The sequence below is a fragment of the Pseudoduganella namucuonensis genome (assembly GCF_900116645.1).
In the GTDB taxonomy this organism is placed as follows: domain Bacteria; phylum Pseudomonadota; class Gammaproteobacteria; order Burkholderiales; family Burkholderiaceae_D; genus Rugamonas; species Rugamonas namucuonensis.
The window spans coordinates 69,812-91,179 of record NZ_FPBO01000021.1; the positions used below are offsets into that span (position 1 = coordinate 69,812).

The 21,368-nt window shown below is 67.8% G+C and carries 19 protein-coding genes; 12 read left to right on the plus strand and 7 right to left on the minus strand.

The annotated features are described in order from the left end of the window. Positions 1-21: 21 nt before the first annotated feature. Positions 22-1,788 (minus strand): sensor domain-containing phosphodiesterase, encoded by a 1,767-nt coding sequence (locus BM436_RS20940; RefSeq protein ID WP_093557476.1) that lies wholly within the window; start codon positions 1,786-1,788, stop codon positions 22-24. A 223-nt stretch (positions 1,789-2,011) separates the two neighbouring features. On the opposite strand from BM436_RS20940, the gene BM436_RS20945 reads away from it, so the two are divergent. Further along, the gene (locus BM436_RS20945) at positions 2,012-2,824 is read left to right on the plus strand and encodes a DUF72 domain-containing protein (RefSeq protein ID WP_177307396.1); all 813 of its coding nucleotides are present in this window, start codon (positions 2,012-2,014) and stop codon (positions 2,822-2,824) included. On the opposite strand, the gene BM436_RS20950 is transcribed toward BM436_RS20945, so the two are convergent. Genes BM436_RS20950 through BM436_RS20960 form a run of 3 tightly spaced genes read right to left on the minus strand, consistent with a single transcriptional unit; the run spans position 2,821 to position 5,674 of the window. After that, a complete protein-coding gene (locus tag BM436_RS20950; protein ID WP_218164901.1) occupies positions 2,821-3,999 on the minus strand; it encodes a serine hydrolase domain-containing protein in 1,179 nt (392 codons plus the stop codon). The two genes, BM436_RS20945 and BM436_RS20950, sit on opposite strands and share 4 nt — an antisense overlap. A gap of 8 nt (positions 4,000-4,007) precedes the next feature. Then, positions 4,008-5,048 (minus strand): alpha/beta hydrolase family protein, encoded by a 1,041-nt coding sequence (locus tag BM436_RS37175; protein ID WP_229490554.1) that lies wholly within the window; start codon positions 5,046-5,048, stop codon positions 4,008-4,010. Continuing rightward, a complete protein-coding gene (locus BM436_RS20960) occupies positions 5,045-5,674 on the minus strand; it encodes a TetR/AcrR family transcriptional regulator (protein WP_229490556.1) in 630 nt (209 codons plus the stop codon). The genes BM436_RS37175 and BM436_RS20960 overlap by 4 nt, the downstream gene beginning before the upstream one ends. Before the next feature lie 138 nt (positions 5,675-5,812). On the opposite strand from BM436_RS20960, the gene gmk reads away from it, so the two are divergent. From gmk to BM436_RS20975, 3 genes are read left to right on the plus strand one after another with little or no spacing between them, the layout of a single operon-like run. Further along, positions 5,813-6,460, plus strand: a complete 648-nt coding sequence (gmk, locus tag BM436_RS20965; RefSeq protein WP_093557478.1) for a guanylate kinase — start codon at positions 5,813-5,815, stop codon at positions 6,458-6,460. 31 nt (positions 6,461-6,491) lie between these two features. Next, a complete protein-coding gene (gene rpoZ, locus BM436_RS20970; RefSeq protein WP_093557479.1) occupies positions 6,492-6,695 on the plus strand; it encodes a DNA-directed RNA polymerase subunit omega in 204 nt (67 codons plus the stop codon). 55 nt (positions 6,696-6,750) lie between these two features. Continuing rightward, positions 6,751-9,054, plus strand: coding sequence for a RelA/SpoT family protein (locus BM436_RS20975; protein WP_093557480.1), 2,304 nt, complete (start codon positions 6,751-6,753; stop codon positions 9,052-9,054). A 63-nt stretch (positions 9,055-9,117) separates the two neighbouring features. Here the strand turns inward: BM436_RS20975 and BM436_RS20980 are convergent, their stop codons facing one another. From BM436_RS20980 to greB, 3 genes are all read right to left on the minus strand, one after another. Further along, the gene (locus tag BM436_RS20980) at positions 9,118-9,765 is read right to left on the minus strand and encodes a transposase (protein WP_093557481.1); all 648 of its coding nucleotides are present in this window, start codon (positions 9,763-9,765) and stop codon (positions 9,118-9,120) included. A gap of 76 nt (positions 9,766-9,841) precedes the next feature. Then, positions 9,842-10,723 carry a hypothetical protein gene (locus BM436_RS20985; protein WP_229490558.1) on the minus strand — a complete coding sequence of 294 codons (882 nt, stop codon included), beginning with the start codon at positions 10,721-10,723 and terminating at the stop codon, positions 9,842-9,844. 1 nt (position 10,724) lies between these two features. Then, positions 10,725-11,294 carry a transcription elongation factor GreB gene (gene greB / locus BM436_RS20990; protein ID WP_093557482.1) on the minus strand — a complete coding sequence of 190 codons (570 nt, stop codon included), beginning with the start codon at positions 11,292-11,294 and terminating at the stop codon, positions 10,725-10,727. A 67-nt stretch (positions 11,295-11,361) separates the two neighbouring features. Between greB and BM436_RS20995 the strand changes: the two genes are divergently transcribed. From BM436_RS20995 to fliS, 8 genes are all read left to right on the plus strand, one after another. Further along, positions 11,362-12,582: a sensor histidine kinase gene (locus BM436_RS20995; RefSeq protein WP_093557483.1), complete on the plus strand. Its 1,221-nt coding sequence runs from the start codon at positions 11,362-11,364 to the stop codon at positions 12,580-12,582. Positions 12,583-12,612: 30 nt separating this feature from the next. Next, positions 12,613-13,260 carry a response regulator gene (locus BM436_RS21000; protein ID WP_093557484.1) on the plus strand — a complete coding sequence of 216 codons (648 nt, stop codon included), beginning with the start codon at positions 12,613-12,615 and terminating at the stop codon, positions 13,258-13,260. Between the two features lie 143 nt (positions 13,261-13,403). Continuing rightward, a complete protein-coding gene (locus BM436_RS21005; RefSeq protein ID WP_093557485.1) occupies positions 13,404-14,999 on the plus strand; it encodes a GGDEF domain-containing protein in 1,596 nt (531 codons plus the stop codon). Positions 15,000-15,133: 134 nt separating this feature from the next. Next, positions 15,134-15,619, plus strand: a complete 486-nt coding sequence (locus tag BM436_RS21010) for a hypothetical protein (protein WP_093557486.1) — start codon at positions 15,134-15,136, stop codon at positions 15,617-15,619. A 280-nt stretch (positions 15,620-15,899) separates the two neighbouring features. Next, positions 15,900-17,399 (plus strand): flagellin N-terminal helical domain-containing protein, encoded by a 1,500-nt coding sequence (locus BM436_RS21015; RefSeq protein ID WP_093557487.1) that lies wholly within the window; start codon positions 15,900-15,902, stop codon positions 17,397-17,399. Positions 17,400-17,485: 86 nt separating this feature from the next. Further along, positions 17,486-17,863 (plus strand): flagellar protein FlaG, encoded by a 378-nt coding sequence (locus BM436_RS21020; protein ID WP_093557488.1) that lies wholly within the window; start codon positions 17,486-17,488, stop codon positions 17,861-17,863. Positions 17,864-18,208: 345 nt separating this feature from the next. Beyond that, positions 18,209-20,881, plus strand: a complete 2,673-nt coding sequence (gene fliD, locus BM436_RS21025) for a flagellar filament capping protein FliD (RefSeq protein ID WP_093557489.1) — start codon at positions 18,209-18,211, stop codon at positions 20,879-20,881. 37 nt (positions 20,882-20,918) lie between these two features. Then, positions 20,919-21,368, plus strand: a complete 450-nt coding sequence (gene fliS / locus BM436_RS21030; RefSeq protein ID WP_093557490.1) for a flagellar export chaperone FliS — start codon at positions 20,919-20,921, stop codon at positions 21,366-21,368.

The following is a 21,368-nucleotide window of genomic DNA, read 5'->3' on the forward strand; positions in this document are numbered from 1 at the left end:
GCGCCAGACGCAAGCGATGGCCTAGTGGCGGGCGATATGCTCGATGAAGTCCGCCGCCGGCAGCGGCTTGGCGAAGTGGTAGCCCTGCGCCACGTGGCAACCCCATTCGCGTATCAGGGCCAGCGATTCGGCAGTCTCCACGCCCTCGGCCACCACCTCGTAGCCCAGTTCCCGCGCCAGCGCGATCAGCGAGCGCACGATGCGCTGGTCGCGCGGGTTGGTGTGCACGTTGCGCACCAGCGACTGGTCCACCTTGACCACGGTGGCCGGCACCTTCTGCAGGTAGGCGAAGTTGCTGTAGCCGGTGCCGAAATCGTCCAGCGCCAGGCTCATGCCCAGCGCGCGGATGCCGTGCAGGGTTTGCAGGATGGCCGGGCTCTCCATCCACACGCCCTCGGTGCATTCGATCTCCACGTAGCGCGGCGGCAGGCCGGATTCCGCGCAGGCCGCGGCCAGCCGCTGGCAGATGTCGCCCTCCTCGAAATTGAGCGCCGACAGGTTGATCGCGATCTTCACCGGGCGCCCCGCCGCGTGCCACTGCGCCGCCTGGCGGATCGCCGTGCGCAGCACCCAGTCCGTGAGGGGCTTGATCAGCGCGGTCTTCTCGATCAGCGGGATGAATTCGGCCGGCGAGATGAAGCCCAGTTCCGGATGCCGCCAGCGCAGCAGCGCCTCGGCCGACAGGCAGGCGCCGCTGGCCAGGTCGTGCTTGGGCTGGTAGACCAGCTGGAAGGCGTCCGCGCGCAGGCCCTCGCGCACGTCGTTCAGCAGGCGGAAGGCGCGCCGCTGGCGGGCGTCCGCGTCGCCGTCGTAGGCCGACCAGCGCCGCTGCGCCAGCAAGGCCTGGTTGACCGCCGACGAGGCCTTGCGCGGCGCGTCCATGGCCGAATCCGGGCATAGCCGGAACACCACGATGCCGCCGAAGCTGGGCAGGTTGAGCGGCACGTTCAGGTCCATCAGCGGCTCCTGCAGGGCCGGTTCCTGCGCGCGCGCGAAGGCGACGAAGCCGCCGGTGTCGCCGTCGCCGGACAGCACGGCGAAGCGCGCGTCCGTCACGTGGTAGACCGTGGCCCTGCCGCGGAACAGGCGCTTGAGTTTTTGCCCGGCGCTGCGCACCAGTTCATCGTGCGCCGCCACCCCCAGCACGCTGGCGATTTCGAAGGCGGTGGCGGCGTCCGGCAAGTCCAGGTAGACCAGCACCCGCTCCTCGCCGGCCGCCTCGCGGCCCTGCTGCTTCAGGTCCGCCTCGAGCTGGTATTTGTTCGGCATGCCGCTGACCGCGTCCACATGGCCGACCGCGCGCCGCAGCGAGATGTGCGACATCACCATCGCCGCCATCTCCCGCAGCCTGGCGCGCTGCGCGGGGTCCATCGCGCGCGGGGCGGAGTCGATCACGCACAGCGCGCCGATGGCGTAGCCCTCGGGCGTGAGCAGCGGCGCGCCGGCGTAGAAGCGCACGTGGGGCGGACCGGCGACGGCGGGATTGTCCACGAAGCGCGGATCGAGCAGCGCGTCGTCCACCACCATCACGTCGGCGCGCCGTATGGTGTGGTCGCAGAAGGACTCCTCGCGCGTCTCGCCCGGCGTGCAAAAGCCGACCGAGGCCTTGATCCACTGGCGGTCGCTGTCGATCAGCGAGATGTAGGCGCCCGCCGTGCCGAACACGGACATGGCCAGCCGCGTCGCGGTGTCGAAATACTCGGAGGTGTGGCTGTCGAGGATGCCCAGTTCGCGCAGCGCGGCGACCCGCTCCACTTCGCTGTTCGGCATGGCCAGTTCAGCGTGCATGGCGGGCCTCCCGCGCGGGAGGAGTCTGTATGGTGTCTGTCGCTTGGATGTGCATGGCGGGTGTGCGGCGGCGAGGCCGGGCTAGTGTTCGTCGAGTGTTCCCTGGCCGCAATAATAATCGCGCCGATTCGATAAAGACAATAAATTCCCGCTATCCATCCCATAGGCGAGAGTGGCGCGGGGGCCGGCCCGGCCTTGCTATGATGGGCGCCGGGAGGATGGCATGGGTAAAACTAGCTTGATACGGGTGGGCATCGGCGGCTGGGACTACGCTCCCTGGCGCGAGACTTTCTATCCACAGGGGCTGGCGCAGAGGCGCGCGCTGGAGTACGCCAGCGGCAAGGTCACCAGCATCGAGATCAACGGCACCTACTACCGCACCGCCAAGCCGGAGCACTTCGCCGGCTGGCACGCGCAGACGCCGGACGGTTTCATGTTCGCCGTGAAGGCCAGCCGCTACGCCACCAACCGCAAGGCGCTGGGCGAGGCCGGCGAGGCGGTGGAGCGCTTCGTCAACAGCGGACTGGCGGAGCTGGGCGACAAGCTCGGCCCCCTGCTCTGGCAGCTGGCGCCCACCAAGCGTTTCGACCCGGACGAACTGGAGGCGTTTTTCAAGCTGTTGCCGGACAAGCTGGGCCAGCGCAAGCTGCGCCACGTGCTGGACACGCGCCACCCCAGCTTCATGTGCGCGGACTACCTGAAGCTGGCGCGCCGCCACAAGGTGGCCACCGTGTTCACCGATTCGCCGGACTATCCGTCCTACGCCGACGTCACCGGCGATTTCGTCTACGCCCGCCTGATGGACGCGCGCGCCGACATCGCCACCGGCTACGGCAAGCCGGCGCTGAAAAAGTGGGCGGCGCGCGCGGCGCTGTGGCGCGACGGCGGCCAGCCGGACGACCTGCCCTACGCTGGCGAACCCAAGGATGGCGCCAAGGCGCGCGACGTGTTCGTCTATTTCATCAACGGCGCCAAGGAGCGCGCGCCGGCGGCGGCCATGGAGCTGATCGCCACGCTGGCGACGGGCGCGGCCTAAGCGTCCAGCAGCGCCTCGTAGGCCAGGCGCTTGAACTCGAAGGCGTAGGGATTCCAGAAGCCCATCTGGCGCTGGGCCATCAGCACGCCGGCGATGTTGTGCCGCGGCGAGATCCACCAGTGGGTGCCGGCGATGCCGCCCCATTCGAATTCGCCGGCGCCGGCCGGCGGATCCCCGGGTCCCGGCCGCAGGGTGACGGCGCCGCCCAGGCCGTAGCCCTTGCCCGGCACCGGACCGACGCCGGGAAAGCCGATGCTCACGCCGTCGGCCAGCTGGTTCGTCATCATGGCCGCGATGGTGTCGGCGCGCAGCAAGGCCGGGCCGCCCGGCATCAGGCTGCGCAGCAGCGCCACCATGTCGTCCAGGGTGGACACCAGGCCGCCTCCGCCGGACTGGCGCGCCACCGGCGCCAGGTAGGCGCCCGGATACGGCGAACCGGCCAGCCGGCGCAGGCCGGGAACGGCGGGGTCGAACCGGTCCGCGCCGGCGTAGTAGACGGTCAGGCGGTCGCGCTTTTCGGGCGGGACGACGAGGCAGGTGTCGTCCATGCCCAGCGGCCCGAGGATGGCCTGTTCCAGGAAGTCGCCGAAGCGCTGGCCGCCCGCCACCTCCACCACGCGCGCCAGCACGTCCGAGGCGATCGAGTATTCCCAGCCGGTGCCGGGGTGGAAGGACAGCGGCAGCGGCGCGAGCGCGTCCACCATCTGTTCCAGCGTGCTGTCGGCGTGCATGATGCGCCGCGCGGCGTAGGCCTGGTCCATCAGGCTGCCCGGGGCGAGGAAGCCGTAGCCCAGGCCCGAGCTGTGGCACAGCAGGTGGCGCAGCGTGATCGGGGCGCGCGCCGGTTCGGTGTCGTCCAGGCTCGCCGCGCCGGGCCTGAGCACGCGGCGCCCCGCCAGCGCGGGCAGGTGCAGCTCGACCGGGTCGTCGAGCGTCAGCCGGCCCCGCTCCATCAGGATCAGGACGGCGATGGAGGTGACCAGCTTGGTGTTGGAAAAGACCCGGAACAGGTGGTCGCCGCGCAGCGCGGCGCCGGCCTCCAGGTCCGCGTGGCCGACGCAGTGCCGGTCCACCACCGCGGTGCCGGACAGCAGCGCGCAGGAGGCGCCGGCCAGGATGCCGCCGTCCACCCAGGAGCGCATGGCGGCGTGCACCGCCTTGAATTGGTCGCCCATGCCGGCCCTCAGACGGGAGGGTGCGCGGCCGGACTGCGCGCGCCGATGCCGTCGAACCAGTCCAGCGCGGCCACCCACAGCGCTTGCGCCTGCGGGCGGAAATAGCCCATGTGGCCGATCTTGCCGATGCCCGACTTGGCCGGGTCGATGTCGATGCCGAACCAGGGCGCGTTGCGGTAGCCGCGCATGAAGGCGTCGCGCGAGCCGGGCGGCGCCCACAGGTCGTCGGCCGCGTTGACCGCCATGATGGGCGCGCGCACGTCGTTGAAGCCGTCGGTCACGTCGCGCATCTTCGGGTCGTCGAAGAAGTAGTGCGGGTAGCCGCACCAGTGCTTCCACTGGCGGTACACGCCCAGCGGCAGGTCCTCGCCCATGCCCAGCTTGCTCCAGGCCAGGCAGCCCTTCCAGCGCGTGAGCAGCGGCGCGACCACGTTCCACATCAGCAGCACGCGCACGCGTTCAAGCCGCGGCATCCAGCCATGCCAGCCGGCGCCGGTGGCGAAGGTGTACAGGCCGTCCACCTTGCCGTGGTTGGGCAGCAGGCCGAAGGCGTGGCCGCCGTAGGAATGGCCGACCATGTACAGGGGCACGCGTCCGGCACGCGGCGCCGCGCCGGCGTTGGCGGCGGATGCGGCGGCGGACGTGGTGGCGGCGCGGGGGGCGGTGGCCGCGCCGGGGGCGGCGGACGCGCCGGCCGTGGCGCCGTCGTCGGCCATGTGGTCGACGGCGGCGGCCAGGTCCAGCCGGCCCCAGTCCAGGAAGCTGGCGCGGAAGCCGCGCAGGCTGCCGCTGCGCGAGGCGCCGATGCCGCGGTAGTCCAGGGTCAGCACGGTGTAGCCGTGCGCCGCCGCGAACTGCGCGAAGCGGCGGTAGAAGCCCTGCGGCACGCCGGTGGCGCCGGCCACGATCAGCCGGCCGCGCTCGGCGCCCTGCGCGGCGTAGCGCATGGCCGCCAGCGGATAGCCGTCGACGGCGCGCAGCGTGAAGGAGACGGGCTGGCCGGCGGCGGCCGGGTCGGCGCCGGGATTGGCGTTGGCGGTGGTGTTCATGGCGACTCCTTGCATGGCGGGTCCTTCGGGCCGGGGGCGGGTTGGTCCAACAGCGAAAGCAGTGTCTCGGTGGCTTGCAGCATCGGGCCGACGTCGTTGGCCACGCGCGCCTGCAGCAGGCCACCCTCGTAGGCGGCCACCATCAGCGCGGCGACGCCCTCGGCGCGCGCCGCGTCGTGGCCGGCCGCCGCCAGCGCGGCGGCGATGCGGCCGCGGATGGCGGCGAAGCCGGCGCACAGCGCCTGGCGGATCTCGACGTCGGCGGCGGTCGACTCCAGCGCCACCGTGCCCAGCGGGCAGCCGCGCTCGAAGCCGCTCTCGCCCAGTCCGCCCATGGCGCGCGCGATCCAGGCCCGCAGCCCGACGGCAGGGTCGGCGTGCCCCTGCATCAGCTTGTCCAGCATGGCGCAGGAAAACGACACCGTGGCCTCGATGGCGGCCACCGCCAGCGCCGTCTTGCCGCCGGGGAAGTGATGGTAGAGCACGCCCTTGGGCGCCTGCGCCCGCGCCAGGATCTCGCTCAGGCCGGCGCCGTGCAGGCCCCGGTATTGCAGCGTGTGGACCATGGCGTTGATCAGGCGCGTTCGGGTGCCGGGCTCGTCGGGAAGGGTTTTCGGATTCGTCATGCGGCCATTCTATAGACCGGTCGGTCTAGTGGCAAGCGCTTTCGAGGGGCAAACTGGGGCTGTAATACCGCAGGGCAAGTGATAAAATACGCCTTTGGGCGACCGCTTCCTTGCCCACATCGTTTTCGAAAGAACAACATGAGCCAAACTTCCGCCTTCTCCGGCAGCCTGTTCATGGTGGCCGCGCCGTCCGGCGCCGGCAAATCCACACTCGTCAACGCGCTGCTGGCGCAGGAACCGGGCATCAAGCTGTCGATCTCGACCACCACCCGCGCGCCCCGTCCGGGCGAGGAGCATGGCCGCGAATACTTCTTCACCACCGCCGAGGACTTCGTGGCGCGCGCCCAGGCCGGCGAGTTCCTCGAATGGGCCGAGGTGCACGGCAACTACTACGGCACCTCGCGCATCTTCGTCGAGGAGCAGATGAAGACCGGCACCGACATCCTGCTGGAGATCGACTGGCAGGGCGCGCGCCAGGTCAAGAAGCAGTTCCCGATGGCGGCCGGCATCTTCATCCTGCCGCCGTCGATCGCGGCGCTGGAGGAGCGGCTGCACAAGCGCGGCCAGGACGAGCCGCACGTGATCACGCGCCGGCTGCTGGCGGCCGGCGGCGAAATCGCCCACGCCCCGGAGTTCGAGTATGTTATTATCAACCAGGAGTTTCCGGTCGCCCTGTCTGAGCTGAGCGCGATCGTACGAGCGGCCCGTTGCCGATTCTCGCAACAAGCGGCCCGCAACACATCGCTCTTCGCCCAACTTGGCATACACGCCGAGCATGCTGAATAAATAACCAAGCACCGTATTTTTAGGAGTTGAGATGGCCCGTATTACGATTGAAGATTGTCTGAAAAACGTCCCCAACCGCTTCCAGCTGACCCTGGCCGCGACCTATCGCGCGCGCCAGCTGCTGCAAGGCCACACTCCGAAGGTCGACGCCAAGGACAAGCCCACCGTGGTCGCGCTGCGCGAGATCGCCGCCGGCAAGGTCGGCCTGGAGATGCTGAAAAAGGTCCCTATGTAAGTTGGGCGCGAGCCCACCCAGTAGAACGAGGTTCTAACGCACTCTGTGGACCCGTATGAACCTGACTCCTGCTGACACCGAAGTAACAGGCAAGCCCGCCAGCCGGGCCAAGCGCCCGGCCAAATCCGCGCCGGGCGCCGCCACGTCCGCGGCCAACGCCGCACCGACCACCACGCCACCCGTGACCTCATCGCCCCTGGCCACCCCCACCCTCACTGCGGGCGTCGCGTCCGTCACCCACCTGACCGAGAAGCTCGCCGAGTACATGTCGCCGTCCGACCTGAAGAAGGTCAAGGAGGCCTACCGCTTCTCGGACGAGATGCACCTGGGCCAGGTGCGCAAGTCGGGCGAGCCCTACATCTCCCATCCGATCGCCGTGGCCGAGATCTGCTCGGACTGGAAGCTGGACGCGCAGGCCATCATGGCCGCGCTGCTGCACGACGTGATGGAGGACCAGGACGTCAAGAAGGACGAGCTGATCGAACGCTTCGGCGCGCCGGTGGCGCACCTGGTGGACGGCCTGTCCAAGCTGGAGAAGATCGAGTTCCAGAGCCAGATCGAGGCGCAGGCCGAGAACTTCCGCAAGATGCTGCTGGCCATGGCCTCCGACGTGCGCGTCATCCTGATCAAGCTGGCCGACCGGCTGCACAACATGCGCACGCTGGACGTGATGGCGCCGGCCAAGAAGCGCCGCATCGCCAGCGAGACCATGGAGGTGTACGTGCCGATCGCGCACCGCCTGGGCCTGAACAACATCTACCGCGAGCTGCAGGACCTGTCGTTCGCCCACCTGTACCCGCTGCGCTACCACGTGCTGGCCAAGGCCGTGAAGGCGGCCCGCGGCAACCGGCGCGAGGTGGTCAAGAAGATCCTGGAGGCGGTCAAGAACACGCTCGCCATGGCCGAGATCGACGCCGAGGTGTACGGCCGCGAGAAGACGCTGTACGGCATCTACAAGAAGATGCGCAGCAAGCACCTGACGTTCTCGCAGGTGCTGGACGTGTACGGCTTCCGCGTGGTGGTCGACAGCTTCCCCAACTGCTACGTGGCGCTGGGCACGCTGCACTCGTTGTACAAGCCGATGCCGGGCAAGTTCAAGGACTACATCGCGATCCGCAAGCTGAACGGCTACCAGTCGCTGCACACCACGCTGATCGGCCCCTACGGCACGCCGGTGGAGTTCCAGATCCGCACCCAGGAGATGCACCGCACCGCCGAATCCGGCGTGGCCGCGCACTGGCTGTACAAGACCGGCGACACCAACATGAGCGACCTGCAGCAGCGCACCCACTCGTGGCTGCAGTCGCTGCTCGACATCCAGCAGCAGACCGGCGACTCGGCCGAATTCCTGGAGCACGTGAAGGTCGACCTGTACCCGGACTCGGTGTACGTGTTCACGCCCAAATCGAAGATCATCTCGCTGCCGCGCGGCGCCACGCCGATCGACTTCGCCTACGCCATCCACACCGGCATCGGCGACCACACGGTGTCGGTCACCATCAACGGCGAGGCGGCGCAGCTGCGCTCCGAGCTGCGCAACGGCGACATCGTGGAGATCGTCACCGACCCGGCCTCGCGGCCGAGCCCGAGCTGGCTGTCGTTCGTGCGCACCGGCAAGGCGCGCTCGGCCATCCGCCACCACCTGCGCACCATCAACCTGCCGGAATCGATCGTCCTGGGCCGGCAGCTGCTGACGCAGGCGCTGGCCGCCGCCCACCTCGAGCCGGACCTGCCGGAGACGCTGATCGAGCGCCTGCTGAACGAATCGAGCGCCAAGTCGCTGGACGAGCTGTACGCCGACATCGGCATCGGCAAGCGCATGGCGGCGCTGGTGGCGCGCCACATCTACGGACTGATGGGCGGCGAGTCGGCCGCCATGCCGGTCGACCACGCCAACGCGGCCGAGCTGGACCCGGTCACCATCTGCGGCAGCGAGGGCGTGTCGGTGCAGCTGGCGCAATGCTGCCTGCCGATCCCGGGCGACCAGATCATCGGCCAGCTGCGGCGCGACCAGGGCCTGCTGGTGCACACGCTGGACTGCACGGTGGCCAAGCGCCAGAAGCAGAAGGAGCCGGACCGCTGGATCCCGGTCAAGTGGGGCAGCGACATCAACCGCCGCTTCGACAGCCGCATCAAGCTGTTGATCAACAACGAGAAGGGCATCCTGGCGCGGGTGGCCGCCGAGATCGGCGAATCGGACGCCAACATCGTGTTCGTCGGCATGGACGAGGACGCGGAGCACGTGCTGCACCAGTTGCGCTTCACGATCCAGGTCAAGGACCGGGTGCACCTGGCCGGCCTGTTGCGCAACGTGCGCCGCGTCGCCGGCGTCAACCGCGTGCTGCGCGAGCGCAGCTAAAACCAGCGGCAGAACCTGGGGTCAGACCCAGTGGGTCTGACCCCGGCCTTTTGCCGCTGGTTTTCATTTCAAGCGCAGCCGGTGCGCGACATCAGCAATGAATGCCGCGTTCCCTAAAATTTGCTCGGTGTATAGCGCGGCGCGAATTTGCTCGAGCAACCGCTCATCGACATTTATGAACAGGTCCCGGTACGCCTGTTGGCGCTCCCGCGCATCTTTGCCCAGACGCTGGTAGACAGCATGAGGCCGAACAAGCGCATCAGCCTTACCCTCCGCATTGCACCGATAGCTTGACCAACGATACTGAGCAGGAAAGTCCACCATCCCGGCGCGTACCGGGTTTTTCTCAATGTATCGCTGACACTCCAGCAAATACCCCTCCTCCTGCACCACGCAGCTCTTATAGCGCCCATCCCATAGGCTTCCGCTGCGGCCATAGCGCCAGTTGAAGTACTGCGTATAGCGCTGCCCCTGCGCCTTCATCAACGCCCCCGGGGCCGCCTCGTCGTCGAATGAAATCAGCAAGTGCACGTGATTGCTCATCAGCGCGTAGGAGTGCACGGCGCATCCGGTCCCGTCGGCGTGCTCCTTCAGCCATTCCAGATACACCAGGTAGTCCGAGTCGGAGTGGAAACAGGGCTGCCGGTTGTTGCCGCGCTGGATGAGGTGCAGCGGCGTGCGTGGCAGGATCAGACGTGGGCGGCGCGGCATGGTGGCGCTCCTCGATGCACATGGCTCCACCATAGCGCGGCGGCGTCCACGCGGCTTGCGGCCCGTCACTCCCCCCTCAGCGGTGCTCGAACGGGTCGTACCAGTAGGCCTTGTTGGACAGCGGGGTTTGCGGCGTCAGCAGGGGGTTGTCCAGCTTGAACAGGCGGCGCTTGCGCAGGCCGACCCGCTCGATCATGGCGTCGTAGAACTCGTGGAACATCTGGTCGAAGCGGCCGTCGGCGATCAGCGCGCGCAGGCCGTATTCGAGCCGCTCGGCCAGCCGGGCCTGGCCCGGGGACACGAAGAAATACCGCGGCAGCGGCATGTAGATGGCGAAACCGCGCTCCAGCGCCAGCTCCGGGAAGGCCGGCCCGTGCACCATCAACTCGAACACCGCCTCCTCCATCCCGCGTGGAAAATGCCGGAAGCGGTCGGCCGCCAGCATGCTGTGCAGGCCGGGCGTCGAATTGCCCAGCGCCACCGGGAAGCCGGCCTGCTGGAACACCGCCGTCGAACTCCATTGGCGCCCCGCCCCCAGCGGTATCCGCTTCAACTGCTCCAGCGTGCGCACCGCGTCGAACTGCGCCTGGTGGCGCCTGTCGATCAACGAGACCCGGTAGCCGGACAGGCCCTTGTCCAGCGGGATGCGGATCGGGATCAGCTTCTGCTCCCATTCCACCGACGTGATCTGCGCGCTCAGATTGACCAGCGTGCCCTTGACCATCTCCTGCATCAGGCGGTCGCGCTCCATGGCCAGCGGCGAGGTGCGCAGCTGGTAGGGGCCGAACTGCGCGCTGGACGCGTCCAGCGCCGCCTGCAGCAACTGCCGCGTGTAGCGGTCGCGCGTGTCCGGGCGGCTGAAATTGTTGTCTATCGTGTACAGGTCGCTCGCCCGCGCCGGGGCGAACGGCAGCTGGAGCGCCAGCATGCCCAGCGCGCCCGCCAGCGCGCGACGCAAGCTATTGGTCCGTGGGCGCGGGATAGCTCACCTCCAGGATGTCCAGTTCCTCGACCCCGGTCGGCGTGTGCAGGGTCACGGTGTCGCCCTCGCGCGCCTTGGTCAGGGTGCGCGCCACCGGCGAGATCCAGCTGATCTTGCCCTTCAGCGGGTCCAGCTCGTCGATGCCGACGATGGTGATGGTGCGCTCCTCGCCGCGGTCGTTGCTATAGGTGACGGTGGCGCCGAAGAAGATCTGGTCGCCGCCGTGGTGCACGCTGGGGTCGACCACCTCGGCCAGGTCCATGCGCTTGGTGAGGAAACGGATGCGGCGGTCGATCTCGCGCAGCCGCTTCTTGCCGTAGATGTAGTCGCCGTTCTCCGAGCGGTCGCCGTTGGAGGCGGCCCAGTGCACCACCCGCACCACCTCCGGCCGGTCGACGTCGATCAGCTGCAGCAGCTCGTCCTTGATGCGCCGGTAGCCGGCCGGCGTGATGTAGTTCTTCGACCCGGGCGGGATCGCCAGCGCCAGCGCGGCCGCCTCGTCGTCATCGTCGTCCTGGCCGCCCTCTTTCACAAATGCCTTGTTCATATCACCCCAAACCACTTTCACGTATCATCCCGTGCATGAAGCGATTGTACACACTCGGACGCCTGTCATGAACAAACGCCCCGCGGCGCGTGGCGCGCCGGCCCGCCGGCCCGCCGCGCCCCTGCCCACCGCCGCCCCCGCCATCGCCAGCGCGCTGCGCCAGGCGCAGGCGCGCTTCGACGCGCTGGTGCGCAACACGCCCGGCCTGGTGTACCGCTTCACCCGCCACGGCGACGGCCGCGTGGCCTTCCCCTACGTCAGCGACGGCTGCCAGGCGCTGCTGGGCCTGACCCCGGCCGAGCTGCAGGCCGCGCCGCAGCGTTTCCTCGAGCTGATCCTGGAGGAGGACCGCCAGTCCTACGTCGACGCCATGCTGGTCTCGGCCTCCACCTTGTGGAGCTGGAACTGGGAGGGCCGGATCTGGGTCGCGGCCTGGAACGACGTCAAGTGGATCAACCTGCGCAGCACGCCGCACCTGCTGCCCGCCAACGACGGCGTGCAGTGGGAGGGCATCATGACCAACATCACGGAGAGCAAGCTGGAGCAGCTGGAGGTGCGCCAGAGCCGCGCCCGCCTGGCGGAGCTGACCGCCCACATCGAGACCGTCAAGGAGCAGGAGCGGGCCCGCATCGCGCGCGAGATCCACGACGACCTGGGCGGCAACCTGACGGCCATCAAGATGGCGCTGGCCATGCTGGGCAAGCGCCTGCCGCCCGGCGACCAGGCGCTGCAGGACAAGGCGGCCTACCTGGACGCGCTGGTCGACCGCACCATCGACGCGGTGCACCGCATCTCGCTCGACCTGCGCCCCTCGATCCTGGACTTCGGCCTGGTGGCGGCGCTGGAGTGGCAACTCAAGGAATTCGGCACCCAGACCGGCATCGCCTGCGTCTTCAGCGGCGCCGGGGGGCTTGATTCCGACCCGGCGCTGGACCCGGACCGCGCCAGCGCCCTGTTCCGCATCGTGCAGGAGGCGCTGACCAACATCGCCAAGCACGCGCGCGCCAGCCGCGTCACCGTCAAGCTGGGCCGCAGCCGCCACCACCTGAGCCTGCGGATCGCCGACAACGGCCGCGGCATCGCCCCGGCCGACCGCGCCAAGCCGCAGTCCTTCGGCCTGCGCGGCATGGCCGAGCGCGCCGCCGCGCTGGGCGGCACCTTGACGGTGGAGCACGCCGCCGGCGGCGGCACCGTGGTGGCGATCCGGATCCGGCGCGCGGGCGGGCCCGACGATCGGCGCCCGCCCTCGCCGGGCGCGCCCGGGGGCGCTACAATAGGGAATGATTAATATTGCCATGCTGAAATACCCAGCCACCCCATGACAGACAAAGCCCTCATCAAGGTCTTCATCGCCGACGACCACGCCATCGTGCGCGAAGGCTTGAAACAAATCCTGGCCGACACCCGCGACATCGTGGTGGCCGGCGAGGCCGAAAACGGCAACGACGCCATCAAGCTGTTCCGCAAGTCCGGCTGCCACGTGGTGCTGCTCGACATCTCGCTGCCGGACAAGAGCGGCATCGACGTGCTCAAGCAGATCAAGAAGGACAAACCGGAATTGGCGGTGCTGATGCTGTCCATGCACCGCGAGGACCAGTACGCGATCCGCTCGCTCAAGGCCGGCGCGGCCGGCTACCTGACCAAGCAGAGCGCGCCCAGGGAGCTGGTGACGGCGATCCGGCAGGTGGCCGGGGGGTTAAAATACGTCAGCCCGGCGCTGGCCCAGGAACTGGCCAACCACGTCGGGGTCGACCACGAGGCGCCCGCCCACGAGACCCTGTCCGACCGCGAATACCAGACCCTGCTGATGATCGCCTCCGGCAAGACGGTGAGCGTGATCGCCAGGGAGCTGTCGCTGTCGGTCAAGACGGTCAGCGAGTACCGCGCCCGGCTGCTGGTGAAAATGAATTTAAAAAACAGCGCGGAATTGACGCACTATGCCATCAAGAACCAGCTGATCGAATAGCCACTTGCCTGAAATGCATTATTTCATGCCGCAAAGTAAAAGCATTTCCTCCCGCTAATTCGCGCATCGGGGGCCGGCGCCGTGGACTATCATGAATTCAGTCACCACTTATAACTAGATAAAAACCGAGGCCCGCGCGTCACATGTCCAGCAAATCGTCCCCTCCTGCCGCGATGGAGCAGAATCCGGCCGACATCGCACGCGAAGCATTCCGCCGCCTGGCCACGCGCCGCATCGCGCCGACGCCGGAAGCCTACCGCGACATCTACAACGAGATCGCCGGCGTGCCCACGCCGCCGGCGCTGGCCGGCACCGCCGCGCCCGAGGCCAGGCCCGACGCCGGGCCCGAGTTGATGCTGTACCAGTTCGCCAGCCGCCTGTCCGACCAGCCGGGCGACATGGCCGAGTTCGGCCGCCGCCTGAACCGGGCCGTCAAGGGCCGCGACTGGGACGGCTACGCCCGCGCGCTGGCGCAGCTGGCCGAGCGGCCGCTGCCGGCCAAGCGCGGCATCGACCTGGCCGAGCTGCCGGACGGCGAGCACACCAAAATGCTGCGCGACATGCTGAGCCGCACCCTGAGCTTCGCGGTGGCCTCGCTGCTGAGCGGCACGCCGGCCCTGATGACCGAGGCCGAGGCGCTGGGCGCCGCCACCAAGGAGGCGCACACCGAGGCGGCGCTGGCCGAGATCGGCCTGCGCCTGAAGCAGCTGTGCTACCAGATCGAACTGAAGAGCGGCGACACGGGCGAGCAGCAGGAATTGCTGCTGCGCCTGTTCCGCCTGCTGCTGGAGAACGTCAGCGGCCTGCTGGACGACGACTCCTGGCTGCGCGGCCAGATCGACGCGGTGCAGAACCTGATCGCCGGCCCGCTGGACCAGCGCACGCTGGAGGAGGCCACGCGCAGCCTGAAGGACGTGATCTACAAGCAAAGCCAGCTCAAGCACAGCCTGTCGGACGTCAAGCTCACCGTCAAGAACATGATGATGACCTTCATCGACCGCCTGGGCCAGGTGGCGGCCTCGACCGGCGACTTCCACGAGAAGATCGGCGGCTATTCCGAGAAGATCAGCCGGGCCGAGGACATCAACGAGCTGAACCAGATCCTCGACGACGTGCTGAAGGAAACGCGCATCGTCCAGAACGAGGCCCTCAAGGCGCGCGACAACATGGTGATGGCGCGCCAGGAGGTGCAGGACGCCGAGGCCCGCATCCACCAGCTGGAGGCCAAGCTGCAGCATATGAGCGAGCTGGTGCGCGAGGACCAGCTGACGGGCAGCCTGAACCGGCGCGGCCTGGACGACGTGTTCGAGCGCGAGATGGCGCGCGCCGACCGCCGCGGCACGCCGCTGTGCATCGCGGTGCTGGACCTGGACGATTTCAAGCGCCTCAACGACACCTACGGCCACATCGCCGGCGACGGCGCGCTCAAGCACCTGGTCAAGATCGTCAAGGACACGATACGCTCGATGGACGTGGTGGCCCGCTTCGGCGGCGAGGAATTCCTGATCCTGCTGCCCGAGACCACCATCGAGGCGGCCTCGCAGACCATGACGCGGCTGCAGCGCGAGCTGACCCGCCACTTCTTCATGCACGACAACGAGAAGGTGCTGATCACCTTCTCGGCCGGGGTGGCGCTGCGCCGTCCGAACGAGGACCAGACCGAACTGGTCAAGCGCGCCGACAAGGCCATGTACCAGGCCAAGCAGACCGGCAAGAACCGGGTGGTGATCGCCGAATAAGCCGGCTTGCCCCCAGGACGCCCGACGGCCCGCCCAGCGCGGGCCTTTTTTCTGCCCGGACGGGAAATTGAATTTCTTGCAAGAAATACATTCCACGTGGTAACATAGATTTCCTTGCAACTCCGCCGAGGGCTATGAGCAGACTCAAAAAAAGCATCCTGTGGCTTTCCACCGCCATGCTGCCCCACGGCGCGGGGGCGACGATGCTGCACGCCAAAATGAACGTCGAGCGCAACGACGTCGCCGTCGTCTCGCCCCCGCCCGCCATCGCCAGCGTCAACCCGTCCGGCGAGGGACACGGCAAGACCGGCGCCCAGGTGGACACCGCCGCGCGGGCGGCCGCCATCGAGTCCTACCGCACGCCGCTGGCGGGCGACAAGGCGGGCGTCGCGGGCCCGGGCCTCCCGGGCGACTTCCCGCTCGACGCCGAGCTTCGCTACGCCAACGAATTGAGCACGCTGACCATCCACACCGTCGCCTGGCAGGGCAGCTTCAACGACTTCGCCGGACCATACACTCCCCTGCCCCGCTATCGGCCCCGGCGCAGCCTGGCCGCGGGCGCCCCGCAACCCTATCGGCGCCTGCGCCCATGGGAGCCGGGCCGGCCATACCGCCGCTAAGGCGCCGTTTCCGGCCGGCGCCGTGGCGTTTCCGCCCCGCCACACCCCTAAAAAATAATTATTTTCACCCTAAAGTTCGCCGAAAACACGCCGCTTAAGCGTGCATGCTTGAGGGAATTGTAGGGCCAAGGCAAAAAATTTAAGCCGATTTTCTCCCTTAATTTTCCCATGGGGCAACCGTTACCCATTACAACAGCGGCTTGATCGTCTCGGAACAGCGAGGCGGGCCAAAGTGAAATGAGCACACAGCCCAACAGTAGTAAAGCTTCGGAGAAACATCATGGCCCAAACCATCAACACCAACATTGCCTCCCTGAACTCGCAACGCAACCTGAATTCGTCGCAATCCGCGTTGTCCACCTCCCTGCAACGCCTGTCGTCGGGCCTGCGCATCAACAGCGCGAAGGACGACGCCGCGGGTCTGGCAATTTCGGAACGCTTCACTTCGCAAGTTCGCGGCAATAACCAGGCGGCCCGCAACGCCAACGACGGCATCTCGCTGGCGCAAACGGCCGAGGGTGGCTTGAGCACCGCAGGCGACCTGCTGCAGCGTATCCGCGAACTGGCCGTGCAGTCCGCCAACGGCTCGAACTCCGCTTCCGACCGCAAATCGATCCAGAACGAGGTGGCCGCACTGTCCTCGGAACTGAACCGCGTTGCCGAAAGCACCCAGTTCAACGGCCAGAACGTGCTGGACGGCACCCTGACCAACACCCAGTTCCAGGTGGGCGCGAACTCGAACCAGACCATCAACATCGGTGTGCAGAGCGCCAAGGCGACCGACATCGGCAACAACACCATCAAGCCGGTGGACATCGCCGCGTCGCAATCGCAAGCCGTCGCCGGCCTGGCCAACAACGTCACCGACGACACGCTGAACGTCAGCTCCGGCGCCGGCATCAGCACCCAGGTGTTCGTCAACGCCGGCGACAGCGCCAAGGCGATCGCGGCCGCCACCAACGCCAACACCAGCACCAGCGGTGTCAGCGCCCAGGCGAAAACCACGGCGACCATTTCCGGCATCGCCGACGGCTCGGTGCAGTTCCAACTGCGCGGCGCCAACTCGCTGGCCAACGACTCCGGCTCCTCGGCCGTGACGATTTCGGCCAACGTGTCCGGCGGCGACCTGTCGGCCCTGGCGCAAGCCATCAACGCCCAGTCCGCCACGACCAACGTGACCGCCACCATCAAGGTCGATTCGACCGGCGCCAAGGAACTGGAACTGGCCGACAACACCGGCAACGACATCCAGATCGAGGAAACCGACGCCACCGCCAACACCGCGATGGCCGCGGCGCAGGTGCGCGGCGCCGACCTGGGCGACGGCACCGCCGGCGCGAGCGTGGCCATGGCCGGCCAGGCGACCATCGGCGGCCGCGTCGAGTTCTCGTCGGATTCGGGCTTCTCGATCACCGCCACCACCACCACCGTGACCGGCGCGACCACCGTGGGCTCGAACCTGAGCTCGGTGTCCAACATCGACGTGAGCACCGTGGAAGGCTCGAACGACGCGCTGCTGACCATCGACGCCGCGCTGAACTCGATCAACAGCAACCGCGCCTCGCTGGGTGCGATCCAGAACCGCTTCGCTTCGACGATCTCGAACCTGCAGACCACGACGGAAAACCTGTCGGCGTCCCGCAGCCGTATTCAAGACACCGACTTCGCGGCGGAAACGGCCCTGCTGACCCGCGGCCAGATCCTGCAACAGGCTGGCACCGCCATCCTGGCGCAAGCGAACTCGTTGCCGAACGGCGTGCTGTCCCTGCTGCGTGGCTAATCCCGCGCAACAGATGGTTAGCCATCGTTGATAACCGGTTCCCCGGCTGATTTTGTCAGCCGGGGATTTTTCGCAAAGGAAGCATCATGACTATCGACTCCATCAGCGCCGCCGGGCCGTCCCGCCCGGCCGAGCGCGCGGCCGCCGCCGTGGATGCGGTGGCGACGCACGCGACCGGCCAGGCACCCGCCACCGCGCTGGCCACCGCCAACGCGGTCAAGGCGCCCGCCCCTGCCCCGACGCTGGAACAGGTGAACCAGGCGGTGTCGGAATTGAACAAGGCGTCCCAGGCGAAATCGCAGGGACTCGAGTTTTCCGTCGACAACGACAGCAAGCGCACCATCGTCAAGGTGGTCGACCAGACCACCAAGGAAGTGCTGCGCCAGATCCCGTCGCCCGAGGCGCTGGAAATCGCGAAGTCGCTCGACAACGCCAAAGGCTTGCTGATCAGGCAAACCGCCTGAGACCGGCGCGTCCTCGCGCGCGCCGTCTTCCCCTCCGCCATGGCACCATGGTGGCGTACACTACGGGTATGGCCTGGACACCGCTGGCGGAGGCCGGCCCGGGCGGACCGTGCCGGCCGCGTCGTCGCGGCGCTTGCCGTGTTCCCCATCCACAACCGCTCCTCTCCTCCGCCGCTTCCCCGGCCATCCACGGCCCCGGCCGCGCGCCGTTCCGTTCTTTCCCGTTTTTGCCGCGTTTTTGCCACTTTTTTTAGCGAACTGTGAACAGGCTGGTAATTCCCCTTCTCAAGTCCTCTTTGAAAGTGCCGATAATGACTTAATCTAACGTTTTCGTAGGAGTACAACGTGGGCATTTCCTCACCCGGCATAGGATCCAATCTGGACGTCAATGGCATCATCAGCAAGCTGATGGCCGTTGAAGCCGCGCCCGTCGCCTCCATCGACAAGAAATCGGCCAGCTACCTGGCCAAGGTGACGGCGTTCGGCACGCTGTCCGGCGCGCTGTCCACCTTCCAGAGCTCGCTGTCCAGCCTGACCTCGCTGTCCAGCTTCCAGGCCTTCACCGCCACCTCCAGCAACAGCGACATCCTCAGCGGCACGGCCACCAGCAAGGCCCAGGCCGGCACGTACAAGGTCGACATCAGCCAGGTGGCCCAGGCGCAGACGCTGGCCTCCGGCGGCTACAGCAAGCCCACCTCCACCATCGGGCTGGGCGGCAAGACCACCATCAACATCTCGCTCGGCACCGTGGCCGGCGGCAGCTTCGGCCTGACCGGCGCCGCGCTCGGCACCGGCGTGCTGACCGGCGGCATCACGCCCGGCGCGCTGTCCATCAACAACACGGCGATCGCCACCGACAGCGGCACGCGCAGCGCGAAACTGCTGGCCGACGCGATCAACGCGAAAAGCGCCACCACCGGCGTCAGCGCCAAGGCCGAGGCCACGCGGACCGCCGAGACCCTGTTCGGCGCGGCCGGCGCCACCAGCTACGGCGCGGTCGACACCTCCGGCGGCGGCACCTACAGCCTGTCCATCGCGGGCGTGGAGATCGCCAGCCAGGCGGCCGGCGTGGCCGCCGGCGCCGGCGTGGACGCGGCCGCCATCGACAGCGTGCTGGGCGGCTCGAACAGCGTGACCCAGGCGCTGGCCAACGCCAACATCACCTTCAGCGGCAGCGCCGCCGACGGCACGCTGCGCTTCTCCAACGCGGACGGCTCCAACATCGCCGTGGTGGAAACCGTGAGCGGCGGCGTGACCGGCGGCATCGGCAACAGCGGCACCGCCAACACCGGCTACAGCAGCACCGCCACCAGCTCGGTGTCGCTGCTGTCGAGCACGGGCACGCAGATCACGGTGGGCGGCAGCAACCCCGCCGCGGCCGGCCTGACCGCCGGGCTGGGCGGCACCTACCAGGGCGCCGCCTTCACCCAGGACGGCAGCCGCAGCAGCGGCAACATCGTCATCGACAGCACCAACAACACGCTGCAGGGCATCCGCGACGCCATCAACAAGGCCAATTTCGGCGTCACCGCCAGCATCATCTCGGACGGCAGCGCGACCAACCCCAACCACCTGGTGCTGACCTCCAGCGCCACCGGGGCCAACTCGAACATGCGCATCACCGTCAGCGGCAGCGGCGGCGACCCGGCCGACGCGGCCATCGAGGCGCTGCTGGCCTACGACCCGGGCGGCGTGCAGAACCTGAGCCAGAAAACGGCCGCGCAGGACACCCTGGCCAACGTCAACGGCATCGCCGTCACCAGCCACAGCACCAGCATCAGCGGCGCCGTCGAGGGCCTGACCTTCGCCGCCCAGAAGGTGGGCAGCGCCAGCCTGACCGTGGCCAAGGACACGGCCACCCTGACCTCGTCCATCAACGGCTTCGTCAAGGCCTACAACGAGCTGAGCACGCAGATCAAGTCGGTCAGCGGCTACGACCCGGAAACCAAGCAGGCCGGCCAGCTGCTGGGCGACTCGACGGTGCAGAACCTGCAAGCCTCGCTGCGCCGCCAGCTGACCGGCAGCATCAGCGGCCTGAGCGGCAGCAAGCTGACCACGCTGTCGCAGGTCGGCATCGCGTTCCAGAAGGACGGCACGCTGACCCTGGACTCGGCCAAGCTGCAAAAGGCCATCACCAACAATTTCGGCGACATCGCCGGCCTGTTCGCGGCGGTCGGCCGCAGCACCGACGCCGAGGTCAGCTTCACCGGATCGACCTCGGCCACCAAGGCCGGCGACTACCTGGTGCAGGTCACGCGCCTGGCCAGCCAGGGCACCCTGACCAGCGCCGCGGCGCTGCCGGGCAGCACCACCATCGCCGACGACACCGTGTGGACGGTCAAGCTGAACGACTCGGTGCCCACCACCAGCAGCAACACCGCGTCCATCAGGCTGACCGCCGGCACCTACACGCCGCAGGACCTGGCCACCTTGCTGCAGGCCTCGATCAACGGCGCCAGCAACTTCAAGGACGCGGGCTCGACGGTGGAAGTGACGGTCAACGACGACGGCACGCTGAAGGTCAACTCGACCAAATACGGTTCGAAATCGAACATCGCGCTCACCAGCGACACCGGCACCAGCGTGGCCAGCATCTTCGGCGGCGCCACGGCGACCGACGGCGTGGACGTGGCCGGCACCATCGGCGGCTTCTCGGCCACCGGCGACGGCCAGACGCTGACCGGCGGGCCGGGCGCGCCGGTCGAGGGCCTGAAACTCGAAGTGAAGGGCGACACCCTGGGCAGCCGCGGCACCATCGGCTTCTCGCAGGGCTACGCCTACCAGATGGACACGCTGGCCAAGAGTTTCCTGGGCGCGAACGGCATCATCACCGGGCGCACCAAGGGCATGAACGACACGGTCAAGGATCTGGCGAAACAGAAGGACGCGTTCAACGCCAAGCTGGTCGACATCGAGGCGCGCTACCGCAAGCAGTATTCGGCGCTGGACACGGCGTTGTCCAGCATGAGCACGACCGCCGCGTTCCTGACGCAGCAGTTCGCCAAGATGAACGCCTAGAAAATCAAAGCAGTGCAACAAGCAGAGGAGAAATAGTATGTTCGGATCAAGGCAAACCGGCGTCAATGCCTACGCGAAAGTGGGCATGGAGACCGGCGTGGTCGCGGCCAGCCCGCATAAACTGATCGTCATGCTGTTTGACGGCGCGCTGGTGTCGATCAGCAACGCGCTGATGAATATGCGCTCCGGCAACATCGGCGAAAAAGGCAAGGCCATCTCCAAGGCCATCATGATCATCGACAGCGGCCTGCGCGCCGCGCTCGACAAGAAGGTGGGCGGCGAGATCGCCGAGGGCCTGGACGCCCTGTATGAATACATGAGCGGGCGCCTGCTGACGGCCAACCTGAAGAACGACCCGGCCATCCTGGAGGAGGTGCAGCGCCTGCTCACCGAGCTGCGCGACGCCTGGAACCAGATCGGCGACACGCCCAAGGCGCCGCAAGCGGCCGCCCCCTCCTCCCTGGCCAACAAATACGCGAGCGCCTGA